We start from the raw sequence: 18,774 nt of genomic DNA, 5'->3' as shown, positions 1-18,774 counted from the left end.
ATGCCCGAGACCGCCGGCACCCGACCGCTCCTGCTGCTCGGGCCGCTCCTCCGCCACGTCGACCCCGTGTCGGCCACCATCTGGGTGGAGACGGACCGCGCCTGTGACGTGGCGGTGCTGGGCCAGCGGGCCCGGACGTTCTGCGTCAACGGCCACCACTACGCCCTCGTCGTCGTCGAGGGCCTGGAGCCGGGCAGCACGACCCCCTACGAGGTGCACCTGGACGGCCGGCGGGTCTGGCCGGCGGCGGACTCCAGCACCCCGCCGAGCCGGATCCGGACGGCCGGGCGGCCGGGCCCCTTCCGGCTGGCCTTCGGCTCCTGCCGCTACGCCACGCCCACGTCGGTCGACGTGCGCGAGGCGATCCCGCCGGACGCGCTGGACAGCTACGCCCGCCGGTTGCTGGACCTGCCGGAGGACCAGTGGCCCGACGCCCTGGTCCTGCTCGGCGACCAGGTCTACGCCGACGAGGTCACCCCGGCGACGAGGGAGTGGATGGCCGCCCGCCGGGACCTGTCCCAGCCACCGGGTGCCCAGGCCGCGGACTTCGAGGAGTACAGCCGGCTCTACGCGGAGTCCTGGGGGGACCCGCAGGTGCGGTGGCTGCTGTCGACGATCCCGTCCTCGATGGTGTTCGACGACCACGAGATGATCGACGACTGGAACACCTCGGCCGCCTGGCGCGCAGAGGTGACCCGCACCGACTGGTGGCGGCAGCGGATCTGCGGCGGGCTGGTCAGCTACTGGGTCTACCAGCACCTGGGCAACCTCTCGCCGAACGAGCTGGCCGAGAACGCGACCTGGCAGGCGATCCAGCAGCGCGCCGACGGTTCCGACGACGCCGGCCCGATGCTCGACGCGATGGCCCGGGCGGCGGACGACGAGCCGGAGGCGGTGCGCTGGAGCTACGTGCGGCACTGGGGACCGACCCGGCTGATCATGGTCGACACCCGCGCGGGCCGGGGGCTGGACGAGCACGACCGCAAGATCGTCGACGACTCCGAGTTCGACTGGGTCGACGCCGCGGTGCGCCAGTCGGTGCAGGACGGCGTCGAGCACCTGCTCATCGGCACCTCGCTGCCCTGGCTGCTGCCGCACTCGGTGCACGACATCGAGCGGTGGAACGAGACCCTGTCGGTGCGCCACCACGGCAGGCCGCTGGGCCGGCTGATGGAGAAGCTGCGGCAGGCCGCGGACCTGGAGCACTGGGCGGCGTTCGGGCAGTCCTTCGAGCGGCTGGGCCGGACCCTGGTGGCCACGGCCCGCGGCGAGCTGGGGGAACCGCCGGCCACCGCCCTCGTGCTGTCCGGCGACGTCCACCACGCGTACGCCGCCGAACTGGTGGACCCCGGTGACCTGGCCACCCGGGTGCACCAGCTGACCGTGTCGCCGCTGCACAACCAGGCCCCGCACGCCATCGAGATCGGCTTCAAGGTGGGCTGGAGCCGGTGGGCCCGGGTGCTCACCGGTGGGCTGCGTGCGCTGGCCCGGGTGGAGGGCAGCCCGCTGCGGTGGCGGAAGCAGGCCGGGCCCTTCTTCGGAAACGAGCTGGGCGAGCTGCTGCTGGAGGGCCGGGACGCCCGGTTCCTGCTCTGGGCGACCAGCCGCGACGACGACGGCACCGAGCACTTCACCCAGGTGCTGGACACCCGGCTGTCATGACCTCCGTCCGGCTGGTCAGCTTCAACGTCCACCACGGCGTGGGCCGCGACGGCCGGCACGACCTGCCCCGGCTCGCCCAGGTGCTGGCGGCCGCGGACGCCGACGTGGTCTGCCTGCAGGAGGTCGACCGGCACTTCGGCGACCGCAGCGAGCACGTCGACCAGGCCCTGCTGCTGTCCCGCGCGCTGGACCTGGAGCTGGCGTGGGGGCCCTCGATCGACGAACCCGGCGGCGGCACCGACCGCCGGCAGTACGGCAACGCGCTGCTGTCCCGGCTGCCGCTGCTGGGCTCCGAACTGCACCGGCTGCCCGGGCAGGGGGAGCCACGCACGGCGCTGCGCGCGCGGGTGCAGCTGGCCGGCGGCGAGCTGTGGGTGACCACGACGCACCTGTCCAGCCGATCGGCCGAGGACCGGGCCGCGCAGGCCGCCGCGCTCGCCGGGCTGCACGACCACCCGCAGGCCGCCGTGCTGGTCGGCGACCTGAACGCAGCCGCCACCGCCCCGGAGCTCGCGCCGCTGCGGGAGCGCCTCAGCGACGCCTGGGAGCTGGCGGCCAACCGCAGCGACCAGGCCGGGCGGTTCTCGCTGCACGCCCGGCAGGGGATGACGCACCCGGCCCGCCGTCCGCGGATGCGGATCGACCAGGTGTGGGTGTCGGCCGGTGTGACGGTGACCGGCGCCCGGGTGCTGGACGGCTCCGGGGCGTCGGACCACCACCCCCTGCTGGTCGAGCTGGACCTGCCGGCGGGCGGCTGATCAGGAGGCCTGCAGCTCCCGCAGCCGCTGGCTGATCACCCCGGTGATGCCGTCGCCGCGCATGCTCACGCCGTAGAGCGCGTCGGCGATCTCCATGGTCCGCTTCTGGTGGGTGATGACGATCAGCTGCGAGGTGTCCCGGAGCTGCTCGATCAGGGTGAGCAGCCGGCCGAGGTTGACGTCGTCCAGCGCCGCCTCCACCTCGTCGAGGACGTAGAACGGCGAGGGCCGGGCGCGGAAGATGGCGACGAGCAGCGCCACGGCGGTCAGCGACCGCTCGCCGCCGGACAGCAGCGACAGCCGCTTGACCTTCTTGCCCGGCGGCCGGGCCTCGACCTCCACCCCGGTGGTGAGCAGGTCCTCCGGGTCGGTGAGGAAGATGCGCCCCTCACCGCCGGGGAAGAGGGTGGCGAAGACCTGCGCGAACTCCCGCTGGGTGTCGGCGAAGGCCTCGGCGAAGACCTGGTGGATCCGGGCGTCGACCTCGCGGACCACGGTGAGCAGGTCGCGGCGGGTGGCCTTGAGGTCCTCGAGCTGGGTGGCCAGGAACGTGTGCCGTTCCTCCAGGGCCGCGAACTCCTCCAGCGCCAGCGGGTTCACCTTGCCCAGCGCGGCGAGGTCCCGCTCCGCGCGGGCGGCCCGGCGCTCCTGCGCGCTCCGGTCGTAGGGCACCGGCTGGGGCTCGGGCTCCCCCGCCGCCTCCGCTGCCGCCAGCTGCGCCTGGGTCGGGGGCACCGGCGCCGTCGGGCCGTACTCGGCGAGCAGGGTCGGCAGGTCGACGCCGTACTCCTCCGCCGCCCGGGACTCCAGCGCCTCGATCCGCAGCCGCTGCTCGGCGCGGGCGACCTCGTCGCGGTGCACCTCGTCGGTGAGCCGGTCGAGCTCCGCGGTGTGCTCGCGCACCCGGGCCCGGACCACCAGCAGCTCGGCATCCCGGCCGGTGCGGGCCTCGGCCAGGGCGTCGCGCTCGGCGGCCGCCCGGGCGAGTGAGCTCGCGAGGTGGGTGAGCGCCTCCTCCGCACCCGCCCGCACCTGCGCGGCCACCCGGGCGCCCCGCTCGCGCGCGACCCGGGCCGCAGCGGCCCGCTCCCGCGCCGCCCGCTCCTGCCGGGCCTGCCGGCGCAACGACTCGGCCCGGCCGGCCAGCGAGCGGGCGCGCTCCTCGGCCGTGCGCACCGCCAGCCGGGCCTCGGTCTCGGCCTGCCGGGCGGCGGCCGCCTCGGCGCGCAACCGGTCGCGCTCGTCGGTGGAGGGCTCCTCCTCCATCGGCGCGGCCTCGGCGGCGGCCAGCCGGTCCTCCAGCTCGACCAGCCCGGCGACGGCCTGCTCGCGCGCCTGCTCGGCGCGCACCCGGGTGGCGTCCAGCCGCTCGGCCTCGGCCACGGCCGACCGCGCGGCGGCACCGAGCTCGGCGAGCTCGGCAGCGGCGGCGGAGCGGGCCCGGTCACCGGCCTGCCGGGCGGTGAGCGCCGCGTCGACGTCGGCCGACCGGTCCGCGGCGGCCTCGCGGGCCCGGGCCAGCTCGTCGGCCAGCCCGGCGGCGTGCGCGGCCGCCCGGTCCAGCTCCGCGGCGGCCTCGTCGACCCGCGCGCGCACCTCCAGCCCGGAGGGTGCGTTGGCCTGACCGCCGACCGACCAGTCGGCGCCCAGCAGGTCACCGGCGTCGGTGACCGCCCGCACCCGGGGGTGGGTGCGCACCAGGGAGACGGCGGCCGGCAGGTCGGGGACGACGGCGACCCGTTCCAGGGCCCGGGCCAGCGCCGGCGCGAGCTCGGCGGGGGCCTGGACCAGGTCGAGGGCCCAGCGGACGCCCGCGGGCAGCTCGGGCCAGCCGTCCCGGGAGACCGCCGGGAGCCCACCGGTGACCAGCAGGCCCGCACGGCCTCCGTCCTCACGGGCCAGGTGGGTGAGCACGGCGGCCGCCTGCTCGACCCCGTCGACCACGACCGCGTCGGCCAGCCCACCGAGGGCGGCGGCCAGGGCGACCTCGGCCCCGGGCTGGACGGTGAGCCGGTCGGGGACCGGGCCCAGCACCCCGGGCAGGCCGGCCGCGAGCACCGCGGCAGCGCCGTCGGCCGGGGCGAGACCGAGGGCCAGGGCGTCCCGGCGCGCCTGCCAGCCGGCCCGGTCGCGCTCGGCGGCGCGCTCGGCGGCGGCGAGCTCGGTGACCGCCCGGGCGGCCTCGGCGTGCGCGGTGACGGCGGCCGCGTGCGCGGCGGCCAGCCCCTCGTCCCCGCCGGCGTCGGCGCCCAGCTCCTCGCGGCGGGCGGCCAGCCGGTCGCTCGCGACCTCGGCACGGTCGGCGGCCTCGGCCGCCGCGGCGGCCAGCCGTTCGATCTCGGCCTCACCGGCCGCCGCCCGGGAGCGTCCCGCGGCCACCTGCCCGGAGAGCCGGGCCAGCTGTTCACGCCGGTCGGCCAGCGCGCGGGCCGCGGCGACCAGGGCCCGCTCGGCCTCGGCCAGCGTGGTCTCGACCTCTCCGCGGACGGCCACGGCGGTGTCCAGCCGACCGCGTTCGGCCTGCAGGGAGGCGGCCAGCTCGCGCTCGGTGGCGTCGACCCGGTCGGCCTCGGCGTCCAGCTGGTCCGGGTCCCGGCCACCGGGGGCGGCGGCGGGGACCGCGGCGAGATGGCGGTGCCGCTCGGCGGCGAGCTGCGCGACGCCGCGGAACCGCTCGGCGAGCGTGGACAGCCGGAACCAGCTGTCCTGGGCGGCGGCGAGCACCGGCGCGTCGGCGGCGAGCTGCCGCTCCAGCGCCGACTCGCTGCGGGCGGCCTCGCCCAGTGCCGCCTCGACGGTGGCCCGCCGGGCACGGGCGGCGGTCTCGTCGGCGATGTCGGCGTTTAGGGCGTCGCGCAGGCCGACCAGGTCGTCGGCGAGCAGCCGCAACCGGGCGTCGCGCAGGTCGGCCTGGACCCCGGCCGCACGGCGGGCGACCTCGGCCTGCCGGCCCAGCGGCTTCAGCTGCCGGCGCAGCTCGGCGGTGAGGTCGCCGAGCCGGTCGAGGTTGGCCTGCATCGCATCGAGCTTGCGGAGCGCCTTCTCCTTGCGCTTGCGGTGCTTCAGGACGCCGGCGGCCTCCTCGACGAAGGCCCGCCGGTCCTCCGGGCGACCGGACAGCACGGCGTCCAGCTGCCCCTGGCCGACGATGACGTGCATCTCCCGGCCGATGCCGGAGTCGCTGAGCAGCTCCTGGACGTCGAGCAGCCGCACCTTGTCGCCGTTGATCTCGTACTCGCTCTCCCCGGAGCGGTACATGCGGCGGGTGATCGAGACCTCGGTGTAGTCGATCGGCAGCGCGCCGTCGGAGTTGTCGATCGTGAGCGTCACCTCGGCGCGGCCCAGCGCCGGGCGGCCGGCGGTGCCGGCGAAGATGACGTCCTCCATCTTGCCGCCGCGCAGGCTCTTGGCGCCCTGCTCGCCGAGGACCCAGGCGATGGCGTCCACGACGTTGGACTTGCCCGAGCCGTTGGGCCCCACGACGGCGGTGATGCCCGGTTCCAGGCGCAGCGTCGTCGGCGACGCGAAGGACTTGAAGCCCTTGAGCGTCAGGCTGGACAGGTGCACGGTGGAGAGACTCCCAGGGGGGTACGACGGTCCTGCTCAGCGCAGGGCGGCCCCATCCTCACCCACGACACGCCGATCGCCCGTCCGGCGATGCACGGGACGGGCGCCTGGGACCAGTGTGGTGTCGGCCTCGCTGCAGGGGACCGCCGCGAGCGTGCGAGCGGTGGGGGCAGCGAGCGCCTTCGTCAGGCGAGGACGGGGTCGGCCGACTCGTGCGCCATGGTGAGCAGCTCGCGGGCGATCGCCGCGTCACGCTCCTCGCGGAGGGCAGCGAGCTGCGCCTCGAGGCGGCGCACCTGCGCCCGCAGGGCGGCGTTCTCCTCGGCTGCCCGAAGCTCGTGCGGAGCGACGACGGAACCGAACAGGGCCTTGGCCATGACTCAACGGCCTTTCACTGCAGGAGGGAGGTCCCGTCGCACCGCCGGGGGGCGGTCTGCGCGGGCTGGCGCTCTCAGGGTGACACCAGCTCCGACCTGGGTCAACGGCACCGCGGGGGCCCCACCGTGTCGGGGGCATGTCGTCTTCGTCACGCCACGGTGAAGTCGGGCACCCCGCGCGCGTCGTCGTCCCGGTGCTCCACCGCGGTCACCGACCCCGGGGCCCGCGGCCCGGAGAGCTCGGCGAGCACGGCACGGACGTCGTCGTCCGGGCCCTCCAGGACCACCTCCACCCGGCCGTCGGGCAGGTTCGTCGCCGAGCCGGTGAGCCCACGCCCGGTCGCCGCCTGCCGGACGAACCAGCGGTACCCGACGCCCTGCACCTGCCCGTCGACCAGGGCGACCACCCGCCGTGGGGTGCTCATCGGACCGAGCGGGCGCGCGGGCGGGGCTGGCACTGCGGGCAGCTGTAGCTGGACCGGTTCATGAAGGACTCCCGGCGGATGGGGGTGCCGCACCGTGGACACGGGCGGTCCACCTGGCCGTACACGGCCAGGTGGCGGGAGAAGTACCCGCTCTGCCCGTTGACGTCGACGTAGAGGGAGTCGAAGGAGGTGCCGCCCTGCGCCAGGCTCTCACCCAGCACGTCGCGCACGCCTTCGAGCAGGTCGGCGACCTGGGCGCGGGTGAGCTTGTCGGTGGGCCGGCCGCCGTGCAGCCGGGCCCGCCACAGCGACTCGTCGGCGTAGATGTTGCCGACCCCGCCGATCAGGGTCTGGTCCAGCAGCGCCCGCTTGACCTCGGTGCGCCGGCGGCGGAGGGCCGCGCTGAAGTCGTCCAGGTCGAACGAGGGGTCCAGGGGGTCGGTCGCGATGTGCGCCAGCCGCGCCGGGAGCCCGTCGCCCGCCGCCTCCTCCACCGCCAGGCCACCGAAGGTCCGCTGGTCGACGAACCGGAGTTCCCGGCCGCCGTCGGTGAACCGGAAGCGCGCCCGCAGGTGCACCTCGTCGGGCTCGTCGGGCTTCTCCACCAGCAGCTGCCCGCTCATGCCCAGGTGGGCGACGAGCGCACGCCCGGACGGCGCACCGTCGACCTCGGCCAGGGGCAGCCACAGGTACTTGCCGCGGCGGTGGGCGGCGGTGAGCGTCCGGCCGGTGAGCGCGGCGACGAAGTGGTCGGCGCCCTCCAGGTGCCGGCGCACCGCGCGGGGGTGGTGCACCTCGACCTGACGGATCGTCCGGCCGGCGACCCAGCGTTCCAGGCCCCGGCGGACGACCTCGACCTCAGGCAGCTCCGGCACGGCTCAGTCCCGCGTCGGTCCGCCGTCGGCGGACAGGGCGTGCCAGGCCGTCTCGGCGGCCTCCTGCTCGGCGGCCTTCTTCGTCCGCCCGGTGCCCGAGCCGCGCACCTCACCGGCCAGCGACACGGCGGCGGTGAAGGTCTTGGCGTGGTCGGGACCCGCATCGAGCACGTCGTACACCGGTGCACCCAGGTTCAGGGCGGCCCCGAGCTCCTGGAGACTGGTCTTCCAGTCCAGGCCGGCGCCACGGGTGGCCGACTCGGCCAGCAGCGGGTCGAAGAGCCGGTGCACGACCGCCGAGGCGGTGTCCAGCCCCAGCCCGAGGTGGACCGCACCGATCAGCGCCTCGAGCGCGTCGGCGAGGATCGAGTCCTTCTCCCGGCCGCCGGTGGACTGCTCACCCCGGCCCAGCAGCAGGTGCGGCCCGATGCCCCCCTCGCCCAGCGCCCGGGAGACACGGGCCAGCGAGGTCATGTTGACCACCGAAGCGCGCAGCTTCGCCAGCTGCCCCTCGGGCAGGTCGGGGTGGCTGCGGTAGAGCTCGTCGGTGACGACCAGGCCGAGCACCGAGTCGCCGAGGAACTCCAGGCGCTCGTTGGTCGGCAGCCCACCGTTCTCGTAGGCGTAGGACCGGTGGGTCAACGCCAGGGCGAGCAGGTCGCCGGGGAGTTCGAGGCCGAGTGCATCGAGCAGCCACCGGGCCGCCCGTCCGGCGTGTGCCGCACCGCCGGCGGGCACACCGACACCGGCGTCCTGGGCCCCGGGCTCCCCCGTGAGGGAGTCCGGCACCGAGGACGCCGGTGTCCGGGTCGACTGCGCCACGCCGGAGCTGCGCAGGGTCAGACCGAGAGGACCTGGCGACCGTCGTGCTGGCCGCAGGTGGGGCACGCCTGGTGCGGCGGCTTGAGCTCACGGCAGGCCGGGTTGGGGCAGGGCGCCAGGGCGGGGGCCGTGGCCTTCCACTGCGACCGGCGGGCGCGGGTGTTGCTCCGGGACATCTTCCGCTTCGGAACGGCCACGGTCAGTTCTCCTCTGGGTTGGTGCGGCTGGTGGACCCCGGCTGGGGTCCGGCCGCGCTGTCGGTCGGGTCGGCACTGTCGGCCGTCTCGGTGAAGCGGGCGGCGAGCCCGGCCCACCGGGGGTCGAGCACCTCGTGGGAGTGGTCGGCAGGGAGGTCGTCGAGCCGCTCGCCGCAGTCGACGCACAGGCCGGCGCAGTCGGGCCGGCAGGTGGGCGACAACGGCAGGGTGAGGACGACGGCGTCCCGGACCAGCGGAGCCAGGTCGAGCCGCTCGCCGTCGATCCGGCGCACCTCGTCCTCGCCGCTGGTGGCCTCGGTGGTGCTGCCGGCGTAGGCGTACAGCTCCTGGACGTCGAGCTCCAGGGTGTCCTCGACCGGGTCCAGGCAGCGGGCGCACTGGCCGGTGACCGGGAGCTCGACCTGGCCGGTGACCAGGACGCCCTCCATCACCGACTCCAGGCGGAGGTGGAGCTGGACCGGCGCACCCTCGGGGACGCCGATCATCTCCACGCCCCAGCCGTCCAGGGCCGGGAGCGTCTTCTCCCACTCCCGCATCGACCCGGCGCGGCGGCCGAGCTCACGGAGGTCGACCTTCCAGGCCTTCTCGGCGGCCTTCTCGGCCGGCGTGGGGAGCTGCTTGTCGACGGGGTCGCCGACCGGACGCCGGGCGTCGGTGGACGCAGCGCCGGAGGACGGCCCCGTGGAGCGCGCAGAGGAAGCAGGCATGTCGGTACTCGTCGTCGTCGAAGGTGGGGGCGCCGGCGCGGGGCCCGCGCCGGACGGGCACGCGGGACGGCAGCAGCCGGACAGACGTCCAGCCTACCCGATCCCCCCGTCCGCCCCTCCCGGTCAGGGGGTGGGCGGAGCGGTCACGGACTGCGGAGGTTGTCCCGGGCCTTCTCCACCGAACGTGCCATGTGCGCCAGGGTGTTCCCGAAGTCGGCCAGCCGGCTGTCGACGTAGTCGTCGACCTCGGCCCGCATCCGGGCCACCTCGGCCGCGGTCTGGGCGCCGAGCTCGTCGGCCCGGTCGACCGCGGTGCGGTACACCTCGGTCTCGGTGAGCAGCCGCTCGTGCTCGGCCTGACCGGCGGCGATCAGCTCGGCGCGCTGCTCCTGCCCGTCCCGCACCAGCTGGTCGCGCAGCCGACGCCCCTCGGCGAGCAGCTCCTCGGCCTCCTCCTCGGCGCTGGCGAGCAGCTCGTCGGCCCGGGCCTGCGCCTCGGTGAGGATCTCGTCCCGCTGGCGGCGGGCGGTGCCGACCAGCTCCTCCCGCTGCCGGCGGGCGGCCACGACGACCTGCTCGCTCTCGCTGCGGGTGCGGCCGGTGAGCCGCTCGGCCTCGGCCTGCGCCTGCTGCAGGATCTCGGCGCGCTGCTCGACGATCGCCCCGGCCTGCTGGACCTCCTCCGGCAGGTTCTCCCGCAGGTCGTCGAGCAGGTCGAGCAGGTGGTCCCGCGGCACCATGCAGGAGCTGGACATCGGCACGCTGCGGGCGTTCTCGATGACCGTCGTCAGCTCGTCGACGGTCTCGTAGAGCCGGTACACGACCTCCGTCACGACTGCCTCCCCCTCGGCTGGGCCACCAGCCGGTCGTTGACCGCCTTGGGGACCAGGGACGACACGTCGCCGCCGAACTTCGCGATCTGCTTCACCAGGCTGGAGGACAGGTGGCCGACCTGGGGTGCGGTGGGCATGAACAGCGTCTCGACCTGGGCGAGCTCGCGGTTCATCTGGGCCATCTGGAGCTCGTACTCGAAGTCGCCGACCGCGCGCAGCCCCTTGACGATGACCGGGATCTGCTGGGCCCGGCAGTAGTCGACGAGCAGCCCCTCGAAGCTGTCGACCGTGACGTTGGGCAGGTCCACGACCGCCTCGCGCAGCAGGGACATCCGCTCGTCGACGTCGAACAGGCCCGCCTTGCCCGGGTTGACCAGGACGGCGACGACCAGCTCGTCGTACAGGCCGGCGGCGCGCGCGATCACGTCGACATGGCCGTTGGTGACCGGGTCGAACGAACCGGGACAGACCGCTCGCCTCACGACAAGCGACCGTACCGGAGCACCGCCTCCCCGTACCGACGATCACGCAGTCCGGTGAAGGGTGTCGGCCACGGGAAGGGGCGGTCGCGGCTGGACCGCTCCACCACGACGACGGCGTCCGGGGCCAGCCACGCCCGGTCGACCAGCGCACCGAGCACGCCCAGCACCTCCTCGTCGGGGGTGGAGTAGGGCGGGTCGGCGAACACCAGGTCGAAGGCGGCCGGGGGCCGCCCCCCGACCACCGTCGGCACGCTGCCGGGCAGCACCACGGCACCGGGCAGCCCCACCGCGGCGATGTTGGCGCGCAGCACCGGCAGCACCCCGCCGCCGGACTCGACGAACACCGCCTCCGCCGCCCCGCGGGACAACGCCTCCAGCCCGAGCGCACCCGAGCCCGCGTAGAGGTCGAGCACCCGGGCGCCTTCGACGTCCAGCAGCGACCCGAGGGAGTTGAACAGGCCCTCCCGGGCGCGGTCGCCGGTGGGCCGCACCCCGGTGCGGGGGACCTTGAGCCGGCGGCCACCCGCGCCCCCGGAGATCAGCCTGGTCATGCGTTCTTCATGCCTTCTCCAGGTAAGTGGCGCGGTCGTCCATGGCCAGGGCGGCGACGGCGGCCGCCAGCTCGGGGTGGTCGGCGAGGCCGCGCCCCTGCTCGACCAGCGCGGTGGCCTCGACCCGGGCCTCGGCGATGAGCGCCTCGTCGTGCAGCAGGGACAGCAGCTTCACGGTCGTCCGGCGGCCGGACTGGGCCGCGCCGAGCACGTCGCCCTCCCGGCGGGTCTCCAGGTCCAGCCGGGCCAGCTCGAAGCCGTCGGTGGTGGAGGCGACCGCGGCCAGCCGCTGGCCGGTCGGTGAGGTGCTGGGCGCCTCGGAGACCAGCAGGCACAGCCCGGCGTGCGCGCCACGGGCCACCCGGCCGCGCAGCTGGTGCAGCTGGCTGACGCCGAACCGGTCGGCGTCCATCACCACCATGACCGTGGCGTTGGGCACGTCGACCCCGACCTCGACCACGGTGGTGGCGACCAGGACGTCGATCTCCGCGGCGGCGAAGGCCCGCATCCGGGCCTCCTTCTCCTCCGGCGGCATCCGGCCGTGCAGCACCTCCACCCGCAGCGCCGACAGCGGGCCCGCCCGCAGCGCCTCGGCGACGTCCAGCACCGCCAGCGGTGGGCGCTTGTCACTGGCGCCCTTCTCCTCCGGCGGCGGGGCGCCGTCGGCGTCGTCCGGGCCGTCGTCGCCCTTGCCGCCGTCCTCGAGGTCGCCGATCCGGGGGCAGACGACGTAGGCCTGACGGCCGGCGGCGACCTCCTCGCGGACCCGGGCCCAGGCCCGGTCCAGCCAGGCCGGCTTCTCCCCCACCGGCACCACCGAGCTGGACACACCGCCGCGACCGGCCGGCAGCTGACGGAGCGTGGAGGTCTCCAGGTCGCCGTAGACGGTCATCGCGACGGTGCGCGGGATCGGGGTCGCGGTCATCACCAGCACGTGCGGTGGCCGGGTGCCCTTGGCGCGCAGCGCGTCCCGCTGCTCCACCCCGAACCGGTGCTGCTCGTCGACGACGACCAGCCCCAGGTCGGCGAAGTCCACGCCCTCCTGTAGCAGCGCGTGCGTGCCCACGACGATGCCCGCACTGCCGTCGGCGACCGCGGCCCGCACCTCCCGGCGGACGGCGGCCTTCTGCGAGCCGGTGAGCAGCGCCACCCGGGTGCCCGCCGGGTCGCCGTCGAGCTCGCCGGCGCGGCCCAGCGGGCCCAGGATCGCCGCCAGGCTGCGGGCGTGCTGGGCGGCGAGCACCTCGGTGGGGGCGAGCAGCGCGGCCTGCCCACCGGCGTCGACCACCTGGGCCATCGCCCGCAGCGCGACCACCGTCTTGCCCGACCCGACCTCGCCCTGCAGCAGCCGGTTCATCGGCTGCTCACGGGACAGCTCGGCGGCCAGCTCCTCGCCGACCTCGCGCTGGCCGTCGGTGAGCGAGAACGGCAGGGCGACATCGACGGCGTCCAGCAGCCCACCCCGGCGCGGCGGCCGGGCGATCCCCGGCTCCAGCGCGGCGGACCGCCGGCGGGCGGCCAGCGTCGCCTGCAGGACGAGCGCCTCGTCCCACTTCAGCCGCTCGTCGGCCTGGTCGACCTGCTCCTGGCTCTCCGGCCGGTGCTTCTGCCGCAACGCCGTGGCCAGGTCGACCAGGCCGTGCCGCTCGCGGACGGCTGCGGGGATCGGGTCGTCGAGCAGCTGCTCCAGCGAGTGGGCGTCGTCCAGCAGCAGCTTGACCGACTTCTGGACCACCCAGCTGGAGACGTCCTTGCTCGCCGGGTAGAGCGGCACCATCGCCCGCGCCCAGTCGTCGTCGTCCCCGGTGAGGATGTGGCAGTCGGGGTGGGTGAACTGCTTGTCGCCGCGCCACAGCCCCACCGTGCCGGCGAACAGCCCCCACTCGCCGACGTCCAGGTGCGCGTGCCGGTTGTTGAAGAAGACCAGCCGCATGCTGCCCGCGCCGTCGCCGACGGTCACCTCGGTGAGCGTCCCGCGGCGTTGCTGCATCTTCCGGGTGCTCACGCTCTTCACCTGGGCCAGCACGGTCACCCGGTCACCGACCTCCAGGCCGTCGAGCCGGGTCATCTCCCCGCGCCGCGCGTAGCGGCGGGGGTAGTGCCGCAGCAGGTCGCGCACCGAGTGCAGCGACAGCTGCTCGGCCATCACCTTCGCCGTCTTGGGGCCGAGCACCCGGCTCAGCGGGGTGTCCATGGAGATCGCCACTACTCGACCCCGATCAGCAGGGGCACCGCCCCGGCACCGCCGGGGTAGCGGACCACCTCGACCGTCGGGTGCACCGCCGCGAGGTGGGCGCACACCGCGTCGCCGAGCGCGGGCTCCTCCCCCACGACGACGGTGGCCATCTCCCCGCCCGCCGACAGCAGCCGGTCCAGCAGGTCCCGGGCGACGGGGACCGGGTCGGCGCCGATGACCACGACATCGCCCTCCGCGCTGCCCAGCACGTCGCCGGGGGCGCAGCGGCCGGCCGAGGTGAGCGCCTCCTGCTCGGCGACGGTCACCTCCGCCCAGCGGGTCGCGGCCGCGGCCTCGGCCATGGCGATGACGTCGTCGCCGAAGCGACGGGCCGGGTCGGCGACGGCCAGCGCCGCCAGGCCCTGCACGGCCGACCGGGTGGGGACGACCACGACGTCCCGGCCCTGCTCGCGGGCCCGGTCGGCGGCGCGGGCGGTGACCGCGGTGACCTCCCAGTGGTTGGGCAGGACGACGACCTGCTCGGCCCCGGTGTCCAGCACCGCCTGCAGGACGGCGTCCTCGTCGACCGCGTCGACCGGCGCGGTCAGCACGGTGACCCCCTCGGTGCCGAACAGCTCGGCGAGCCCGGCGGAGCAGGCCAGGGCGAGGACGGCCCGCACCCCGGCGGCGGCCGGCGTCCGCACCGGCGCCAGCGGGGTCACCGAGATGCGGTGCGGGCGGCCCGCCTCGATCCCCGCCTCCACCGCCGCACCGACGTCGCTGACGTGCACGTGCACGTTCCACTCCCGGCCGCCCGGGGTGTCGACCCCGACGACGACCAGGCAGTCGCCCAGCTCGGCCAGCCGGGCCTGCAGCCGGGCGACCGCGGCGTCGTCGGAGTCGGCGAGCAGGAACTGCACCTCGCTGCCCGGCCCGGGGGCGGGGGCAGCCGGCAGCGACCGGGGTGCGCGGCGGGGGTGGGCGGGTCGCCCGTCCAGCGGGGGGCGGGCCGGCGTCGTCCCGGTGACCGTGCCGACCAGCGCGTCGAGGACCAGGCACCACCCGGCACCCCCGGCGTCGACCACCCCGGCGTCGCGCAGCGCGGCCAGCTGGCCGGTCGTGGCCTCCAGGGCGGTGAAGGCGCCGTCGGCTGCTGCCCGGACGACGTCGGCCAGCCCGGCCTGCCCGGCGGCGACGGCGGCGGTCGCCGCGTCGGCCCCGGCCCGGGCCACGGTGAGGAAGGTGCCCTCCTCGGGGTCGGCGACCGCGGCGTAGGCGGCGCCGGCAGCCGCGGCCAGCGCCTCGGCGAACACCGCCCCGTCGACGCGCCGGGCACCGGCCAGCCCATCGGCGAGGCCGCGCAGCAGCTGGGCCAGGATCGCCCCGGAGTTGCCCCGTGCGCCCAGCACGGCGCCGCGCGCCAGCACGCTCCACGCCGACTCGGTGCCGTCGGCGGCGGCCAGCGCCGCGTGCCCGGCCTGCGCGGTCAGCAGCAGGTTGGTGCCGGTGTCCCCGTCGGGGACGGGGAAGACGTTCAGCTCGTCGAGCCGGCCGCGCGCCTGCGCCAGCGTGTCGACGACGGCGGAGCTCCACCGGCCGACCGCGGCCTCGTCCAGCGCCTCCAGCACGTGCCGGAGGGTACCGGGGCCCACCGACAGGACCCGGCGCGCACGACCGCCCGCACCGCCGGCCGGCACCGGGGACGGGGCGGTGGCGACACGGCGCTCCGGCACCGGCTACAGTGGTCTCCAGTTGTGCGTGGCTGGACCATGCCCTGGGCTCCCGCCCGGGTCTCCGCCGAGCACGCGACCTGACTTCAGCTGGACCAATTCTCTGGGAGTGATCGACCGTGGCTGCCGTGTGCGATGTGTGTGGCAAGGGCCCCGGTTTCGGCATGTCGGTGTCGCACTCGCACCGCCGCACGCCGCGCCGTTGGAACCCGAACATCCAGTCCGTCCGCGCCGCGCTGACCGGCGGCGGCCGCCAGCGCATGAACGTCTGCACCTCGTGCATCCGCGCGGGCAAGGTCGCCCGCGCCTGAGGAAGGACCCCCGTCCTCCTCACCCCTCGCACGCTCGGGGCGAGCCTCTGGACGGGGGCCGCACCGCACGGACGGTGAGCTGACACGACCCCGGAGGTCCTCGGACCTCCGGGGTCGCTGGCGTTCCCGGCCGGCTCAGCGGCCGATCCCGCGCGCACGGGCCGCGGTGACCACCAGGTCGACCACGGTGTCGTGCGGCAGCGCCGTGCTGTCCACCACCAGGTGGTAGTGCCGGGCCTCTGCCGGGTCGCAGCGGTAGAAGTGCCGCACGTAGGCCGTCCGCGCGGCGTCGGCGGCCTCCTGCTCCCGACGCACCTCCTCGACGGGCAGGTGCAGGTGCTCGACCGCGGCCGCCAGCCGGCGCTCCGCGGGGCCGTCCAGCCGCACGTGCAGGACGTCGGGCCGGTCGCGCAGCACCATCGCGCCCGCCCGGCCCAGCACGACGCCCCCCGGGCCGGCGGCGATCTCGGTCAGCACCCACTCGGTCTGCTGCCGGTAGGCCCGCTCGTCCGGCAGCGACCCGGTCGGCAGCACCCCGCCCACCGGGTCGGGCATCGTGCCCAGCGAGCTGACCAGCCGCCACAGCCCGCGGGTGATGGTCTCGTCGTTGGCCTCGGCCTCGGCCACCGGGACCCCGAGCCGGCCGGCCACCTGCGCCGGGATGACCCGGTCGTGGAACGGCAGGCCGAGCCGCTCGGCGACGGCCGGGGCGATCTCCGCGCCCCCGGCGCCGAAGGAGGCCGAGAAGGTCACGACGCCCATGCGTCCTCCTCAGGGGTGGGCTGGTCGACGACCAGCTGCTTGCCGAGGAAGACCGCCTCGGGTGAGTCCGCGTAGATGCCGTAGCCGGCCACCGGGGTGTAGCCGGCCCGGTCGTAGAGCGCCAGGGCCTCGGGCTGCCGGTCACCGGAGTTCAGCAGCAGCTGCTGGTGCCCGGCCGCGGCTGCGGTGCGCTCCAGCTCGGCGAGCACCAGGGCGGCCAGCCCGCGGCGCCGGAAACCCGGCTCGACGTACATCCGCTTGAGCTCGGCCACCCCGTGCCCGTGCGCCCGCCAGCCGCCGCAGCCGGCGGGGACGCCGTCGACCTCGGCGACCAGGAACAGCCCCTGCGGCGGGGAGAACTCAGCCGGGTCCACCACGGCGGCGTCCCGGCCGCCGTACCGGACGACGTACTCCTGCTGCACCCGCTCGATCAGGTGCTGGGCCACCGGGTCGGCGTACCCGACGGCGCGCAGCCCGGCCGGCGTGGAACCGGCCGGAGACGACTCAGCCGAAGTGGACATGCCCGGCCCCCTCCCCCAGCTCCTCGGCCACCCGGCTCGCGGGCACCCCGTCCACCCGCACGCCCGGCCCGTCGTCGGCCGGCTCGTGCACCGCGCCGACGACCGCCCAGCCGTCCGGCAGGTCGGCGCCGGCCGGGAAGGTGGCCACCAGCGCGTGGTCCTCACCGCCGGTCAGCACCCAGGCCATCGGGTCACCGCCCAGGGCGGCCGCGACCTGCGGGAGCGGCCCGGCGGGGTCGACGAACGCCTGCTGGAGCGCGGCCCGGTCCAGCTCGATGAGCACCCCGCTGTCGGCGGCCAGGTGACCGGCGTCGGCGAGCAGGCCGTCGCTGGTGTCGCACATCGCGGTCGCCCCGGCGTCCGCGGCGGCGGGGCCGGCGGCGTAGGGCGGGGCCGGCCGGCGGTGCGCCCGGACGGCGGCGATCGGTGAGGAGAACCCGCGGCGCAGCACGGCCAGCCCGCACGCCGACCAGCCCAGCCGCCCGGCGACGGCGACGACGTCCCCGGGCCGGGCACCGCTGCGCAGCACCGGGGCCCGACCGCCCAGGTCGCCCAGCGCCGTCACCGACAGCACGACCGCCTGCGAGTCCGGCGCGCTCGCCGAGGTGTCGCCCCCGACCACGGCCGCACCGAAGGGGGCGCACTCGGCGGCCATCCCGACGGCGACGTCCTCCAGCCACGCGGCCGGGGTGTCCGCCGGGCAGGCGAGGCCGACCAGCAGCGCGGTCGGCACCGCGCCCATGGCGGCGACGTCGGCCAGGTTCGCCGCCGCGGCCTTGTGCCCGACGTCCTCGGCGGAGGACCAGTCGCGGCGGAAGTGCCGCCCCTCCACCAGCACGTCGGTGCAGGCCACCACCCGGCCGTCGGGGGTGCGCAGCACCGCGGCGTCGTCACCGGGACCCACCTCGGCCACCGCGGCGGTACCGGAGCGGGCCACGACCCGGTCGATGAGGGCGAACTCCCCGACCGCGCCGGCACTGTCCTCGGGGTCGGGCCGGAGGCCCAGCGGACGGGGCCGAGTCACCGGTCACTCCCCCCGACTGGGGTACGTTGCCGGTCGGCCCGCTGCCCGGCAGGCCGGTCCCACCCCCAGCCGATGCCGACGTGCCCGTCGCCGTCGAGGCACTGCCCGAGGAAGGTCAACCCGTGGTCCACGCCTACATCTTGATCCAGACCGAAGTCGGCAAGGCAGCCGCGGTCGCGGCGAGCATCAGCGAGATCGCCGGCGTGACCAAGGCCGAGGACGTCACCGGCCCCTACGACGTCATCGTGCGGGCCGAGGCGAACACCGTCGACGAGCTCGGCCGGCTCGTGGTGGCCCGGGTGCAGTCCGTCGACGGGATCACCCGCACGCTGACCTGCCCCGTCGTCAACCTCTGAGCCGCTTGAGCACGCCCACCCCGGACGGGCCCGCCGCGCCGCCTCCGGACCCCTTGCGGCGGGCGGCGGTGGTCGCCACCGCCGTCCTGGTCGCCCTGGTGGTCGCCGTGCTGGTGCTGGTCAACGTGGTCGGCACCGACGCCGAGGAGGAGCCGGGTCCGGTCGCGGAGATCTCCGGCACGACCCCGGCCCCGCGCGCCGACCTGCCGCCGCTGCCCGTGGACACGCCGCCCATCACCCCGGAGGCGGACCTCGCCTGCCCGGCACTGATGGGCCAGCTGCCGCTGGAGCTGGCCGGGGAGCCGTCGCGCGCGGTCGACTCCGACAGCCCGTTCGCCTACGCCTGGGGCGACCCGGCGACCGTGCTGGTCTGCGGCGCCGAGCCGCCGGCCGGCTACGTCGTGGGCGGCCCGCAGACGCTGCTCGTCTCCGGCGTGGAGTGGTTCGTCGACACCACCGACCCCGACGTCTACGTGTGGACGACGGTCGACCGCAACGTCCCGGTCCAGGTGCGCGTGCCGGCCAGCTCCGACAGCGCCGGCCCCACCGCGTTGAGCCCGCTCATCGGCGGCTCGATCCCCTACACCGAGCCGACCCCCGCCCCGCTGCCGGACTGA

20 protein-coding genes are annotated in these 18,774 nt (G+C 76.0%); 5 read left to right on the top strand and 15 right to left on the bottom strand.

The window, feature by feature from the left end:
• Both FB380_RS12305 and FB380_RS12300 read left to right on the top strand, forming a co-directional pair.
• The gene (locus FB380_RS12305) at positions 1-1,662 is read left to right on the top strand and encodes an alkaline phosphatase D family protein (protein ID WP_166755287.1); all 1,662 of its coding nucleotides are present in this window, start codon (positions 1-3) and stop codon (positions 1,660-1,662) included.
• Complete coding sequence (locus FB380_RS12300) at positions 1,659-2,420, top strand: endonuclease/exonuclease/phosphatase family protein (protein WP_166755286.1); 762 nt, start codon at positions 1,659-1,661, stop codon at positions 2,418-2,420. The genes FB380_RS12305 and FB380_RS12300 overlap by 4 nt, the downstream gene beginning before the upstream one ends.
• Here the strand turns inward: FB380_RS12300 and smc are convergent, their stop codons facing one another.
• The 12 genes from smc to FB380_RS12240 all read right to left on the bottom strand — a co-directional run bounded on the left by smc (position 2,421) and on the right by FB380_RS12240 (position 15,081).
• On the bottom strand, positions 2,421-5,987 hold the full coding sequence (smc, locus tag FB380_RS12295) for a chromosome segregation protein SMC (protein WP_166755285.1): 3,567 nt from the start codon (positions 5,985-5,987) through the stop codon (positions 2,421-2,423).
• A 185-nt stretch (positions 5,988-6,172) separates the two neighbouring features.
• Entirely contained in the window at positions 6,173-6,364 is a 192-nt protein-coding gene (locus FB380_RS12290; protein WP_164701286.1) for a hypothetical protein, read from the bottom strand.
• 149 nt (positions 6,365-6,513) lie between these two features.
• Positions 6,514-6,789, bottom strand: a complete 276-nt coding sequence (locus FB380_RS12285) for an acylphosphatase (protein ID WP_188959598.1) — start codon at positions 6,787-6,789, stop codon at positions 6,514-6,516.
• On the bottom strand, positions 6,786-7,664 hold the full coding sequence (gene mutM, locus FB380_RS12280) for a bifunctional DNA-formamidopyrimidine glycosylase/DNA-(apurinic or apyrimidinic site) lyase (protein ID WP_166755284.1): 879 nt from the start codon (positions 7,662-7,664) through the stop codon (positions 6,786-6,788). The genes FB380_RS12285 and mutM overlap by 4 nt, the downstream gene beginning before the upstream one ends.
• Positions 7,665-7,667: 3 nt before the next feature.
• Positions 7,668-8,486, bottom strand: a complete 819-nt coding sequence (rnc, locus tag FB380_RS12275) for a ribonuclease III (RefSeq protein ID WP_229682084.1) — start codon at positions 8,484-8,486, stop codon at positions 7,668-7,670.
• A 17-nt stretch (positions 8,487-8,503) separates the two neighbouring features.
• Positions 8,504-8,683 carry a 50S ribosomal protein L32 gene (rpmF, locus tag FB380_RS12270; RefSeq protein ID WP_166755283.1) on the bottom strand — a complete coding sequence of 60 codons (180 nt, stop codon included), beginning with the start codon at positions 8,681-8,683 and terminating at the stop codon, positions 8,504-8,506.
• A 2-nt stretch (positions 8,684-8,685) separates the two neighbouring features.
• A complete protein-coding gene (locus tag FB380_RS12265) occupies positions 8,686-9,411 on the bottom strand; it encodes a YceD family protein (RefSeq protein WP_166755282.1) in 726 nt (241 codons plus the stop codon).
• Between the two features lie 143 nt (positions 9,412-9,554).
• On the bottom strand, positions 9,555-10,244 hold the full coding sequence (locus FB380_RS12260) for a hypothetical protein (RefSeq protein WP_166755281.1): 690 nt from the start codon (positions 10,242-10,244) through the stop codon (positions 9,555-9,557).
• Positions 10,241-10,726: a pantetheine-phosphate adenylyltransferase gene (gene coaD / locus FB380_RS12255; RefSeq protein ID WP_166755280.1), complete on the bottom strand. Its 486-nt coding sequence runs from the start codon at positions 10,724-10,726 to the stop codon at positions 10,241-10,243. Before coaD ends, FB380_RS12260 begins: the two co-directional genes overlap by 4 nt.
• Positions 10,723-11,277, bottom strand: a complete 555-nt coding sequence (rsmD, locus tag FB380_RS12250) for a 16S rRNA (guanine(966)-N(2))-methyltransferase RsmD (protein ID WP_166755279.1) — start codon at positions 11,275-11,277, stop codon at positions 10,723-10,725. The genes coaD and rsmD overlap by 4 nt, the downstream gene beginning before the upstream one ends.
• Positions 11,278-11,284: 7 nt before the next feature.
• Complete coding sequence (gene recG / locus FB380_RS12245; RefSeq protein ID WP_229682085.1) at positions 11,285-13,483, bottom strand: ATP-dependent DNA helicase RecG; 2,199 nt, start codon at positions 13,481-13,483, stop codon at positions 11,285-11,287.
• The gene (locus FB380_RS12240; RefSeq protein ID WP_166755278.1) at positions 13,483-15,081 is read right to left on the bottom strand and encodes a DAK2 domain-containing protein; all 1,599 of its coding nucleotides are present in this window, start codon (positions 15,079-15,081) and stop codon (positions 13,483-13,485) included. The genes recG and FB380_RS12240 overlap by 1 nt, the downstream gene beginning before the upstream one ends.
• Positions 15,082-15,302: 221 nt before the next feature.
• Here FB380_RS12240 and rpmB point away from each other — a divergent pair, with 221 nt between their 5' ends.
• A complete protein-coding gene (gene rpmB / locus FB380_RS12235; RefSeq protein WP_036339964.1) occupies positions 15,303-15,494 on the top strand; it encodes a 50S ribosomal protein L28 in 192 nt (63 codons plus the stop codon).
• A 135-nt stretch (positions 15,495-15,629) separates the two neighbouring features.
• On the opposite strand, the gene FB380_RS12230 is transcribed toward rpmB, so the two are convergent.
• The 3 genes from FB380_RS12230 to FB380_RS12220 are packed head-to-tail and all read right to left on the bottom strand — an operon-like array spanning position 15,630 to position 17,801.
• Positions 15,630-16,256, bottom strand: a complete 627-nt coding sequence (locus FB380_RS12230) for a cytidylate kinase-like family protein (protein ID WP_166755277.1) — start codon at positions 16,254-16,256, stop codon at positions 15,630-15,632.
• Positions 16,244-16,777 carry a GNAT family N-acetyltransferase gene (locus FB380_RS12225; RefSeq protein WP_166755276.1) on the bottom strand — a complete coding sequence of 178 codons (534 nt, stop codon included), beginning with the start codon at positions 16,775-16,777 and terminating at the stop codon, positions 16,244-16,246. Before FB380_RS12225 ends, FB380_RS12230 begins: the two co-directional genes overlap by 13 nt.
• A complete protein-coding gene (locus tag FB380_RS12220; protein WP_166755275.1) occupies positions 16,761-17,801 on the bottom strand; it encodes a thiamine-phosphate kinase in 1,041 nt (346 codons plus the stop codon). Before FB380_RS12220 ends, FB380_RS12225 begins: the two co-directional genes overlap by 17 nt.
• A 140-nt stretch (positions 17,802-17,941) precedes the next feature.
• Between FB380_RS12220 and FB380_RS12215 the strand changes: the two genes are divergently transcribed.
• Complete coding sequence (locus FB380_RS12215; protein ID WP_243850155.1) at positions 17,942-18,157, top strand: Lrp/AsnC ligand binding domain-containing protein; 216 nt, start codon at positions 17,942-17,944, stop codon at positions 18,155-18,157.
• Positions 18,158-18,162: 5 nt separating this feature from the next.
• Positions 18,163-18,774 (top strand): DUF3515 family protein, encoded by a 612-nt coding sequence (locus FB380_RS12210; RefSeq protein ID WP_229682086.1) that lies wholly within the window; start codon positions 18,163-18,165, stop codon positions 18,772-18,774.

Origin of the sequence: Modestobacter marinus, from assembly GCF_011758655.1 — a bacterium.
GTDB lineage: Bacteria > Actinomycetota > Actinomycetes > Mycobacteriales > Geodermatophilaceae > Modestobacter > Modestobacter marinus.
This window is presented reverse-complemented; position numbering and strand designations above follow the sequence as displayed.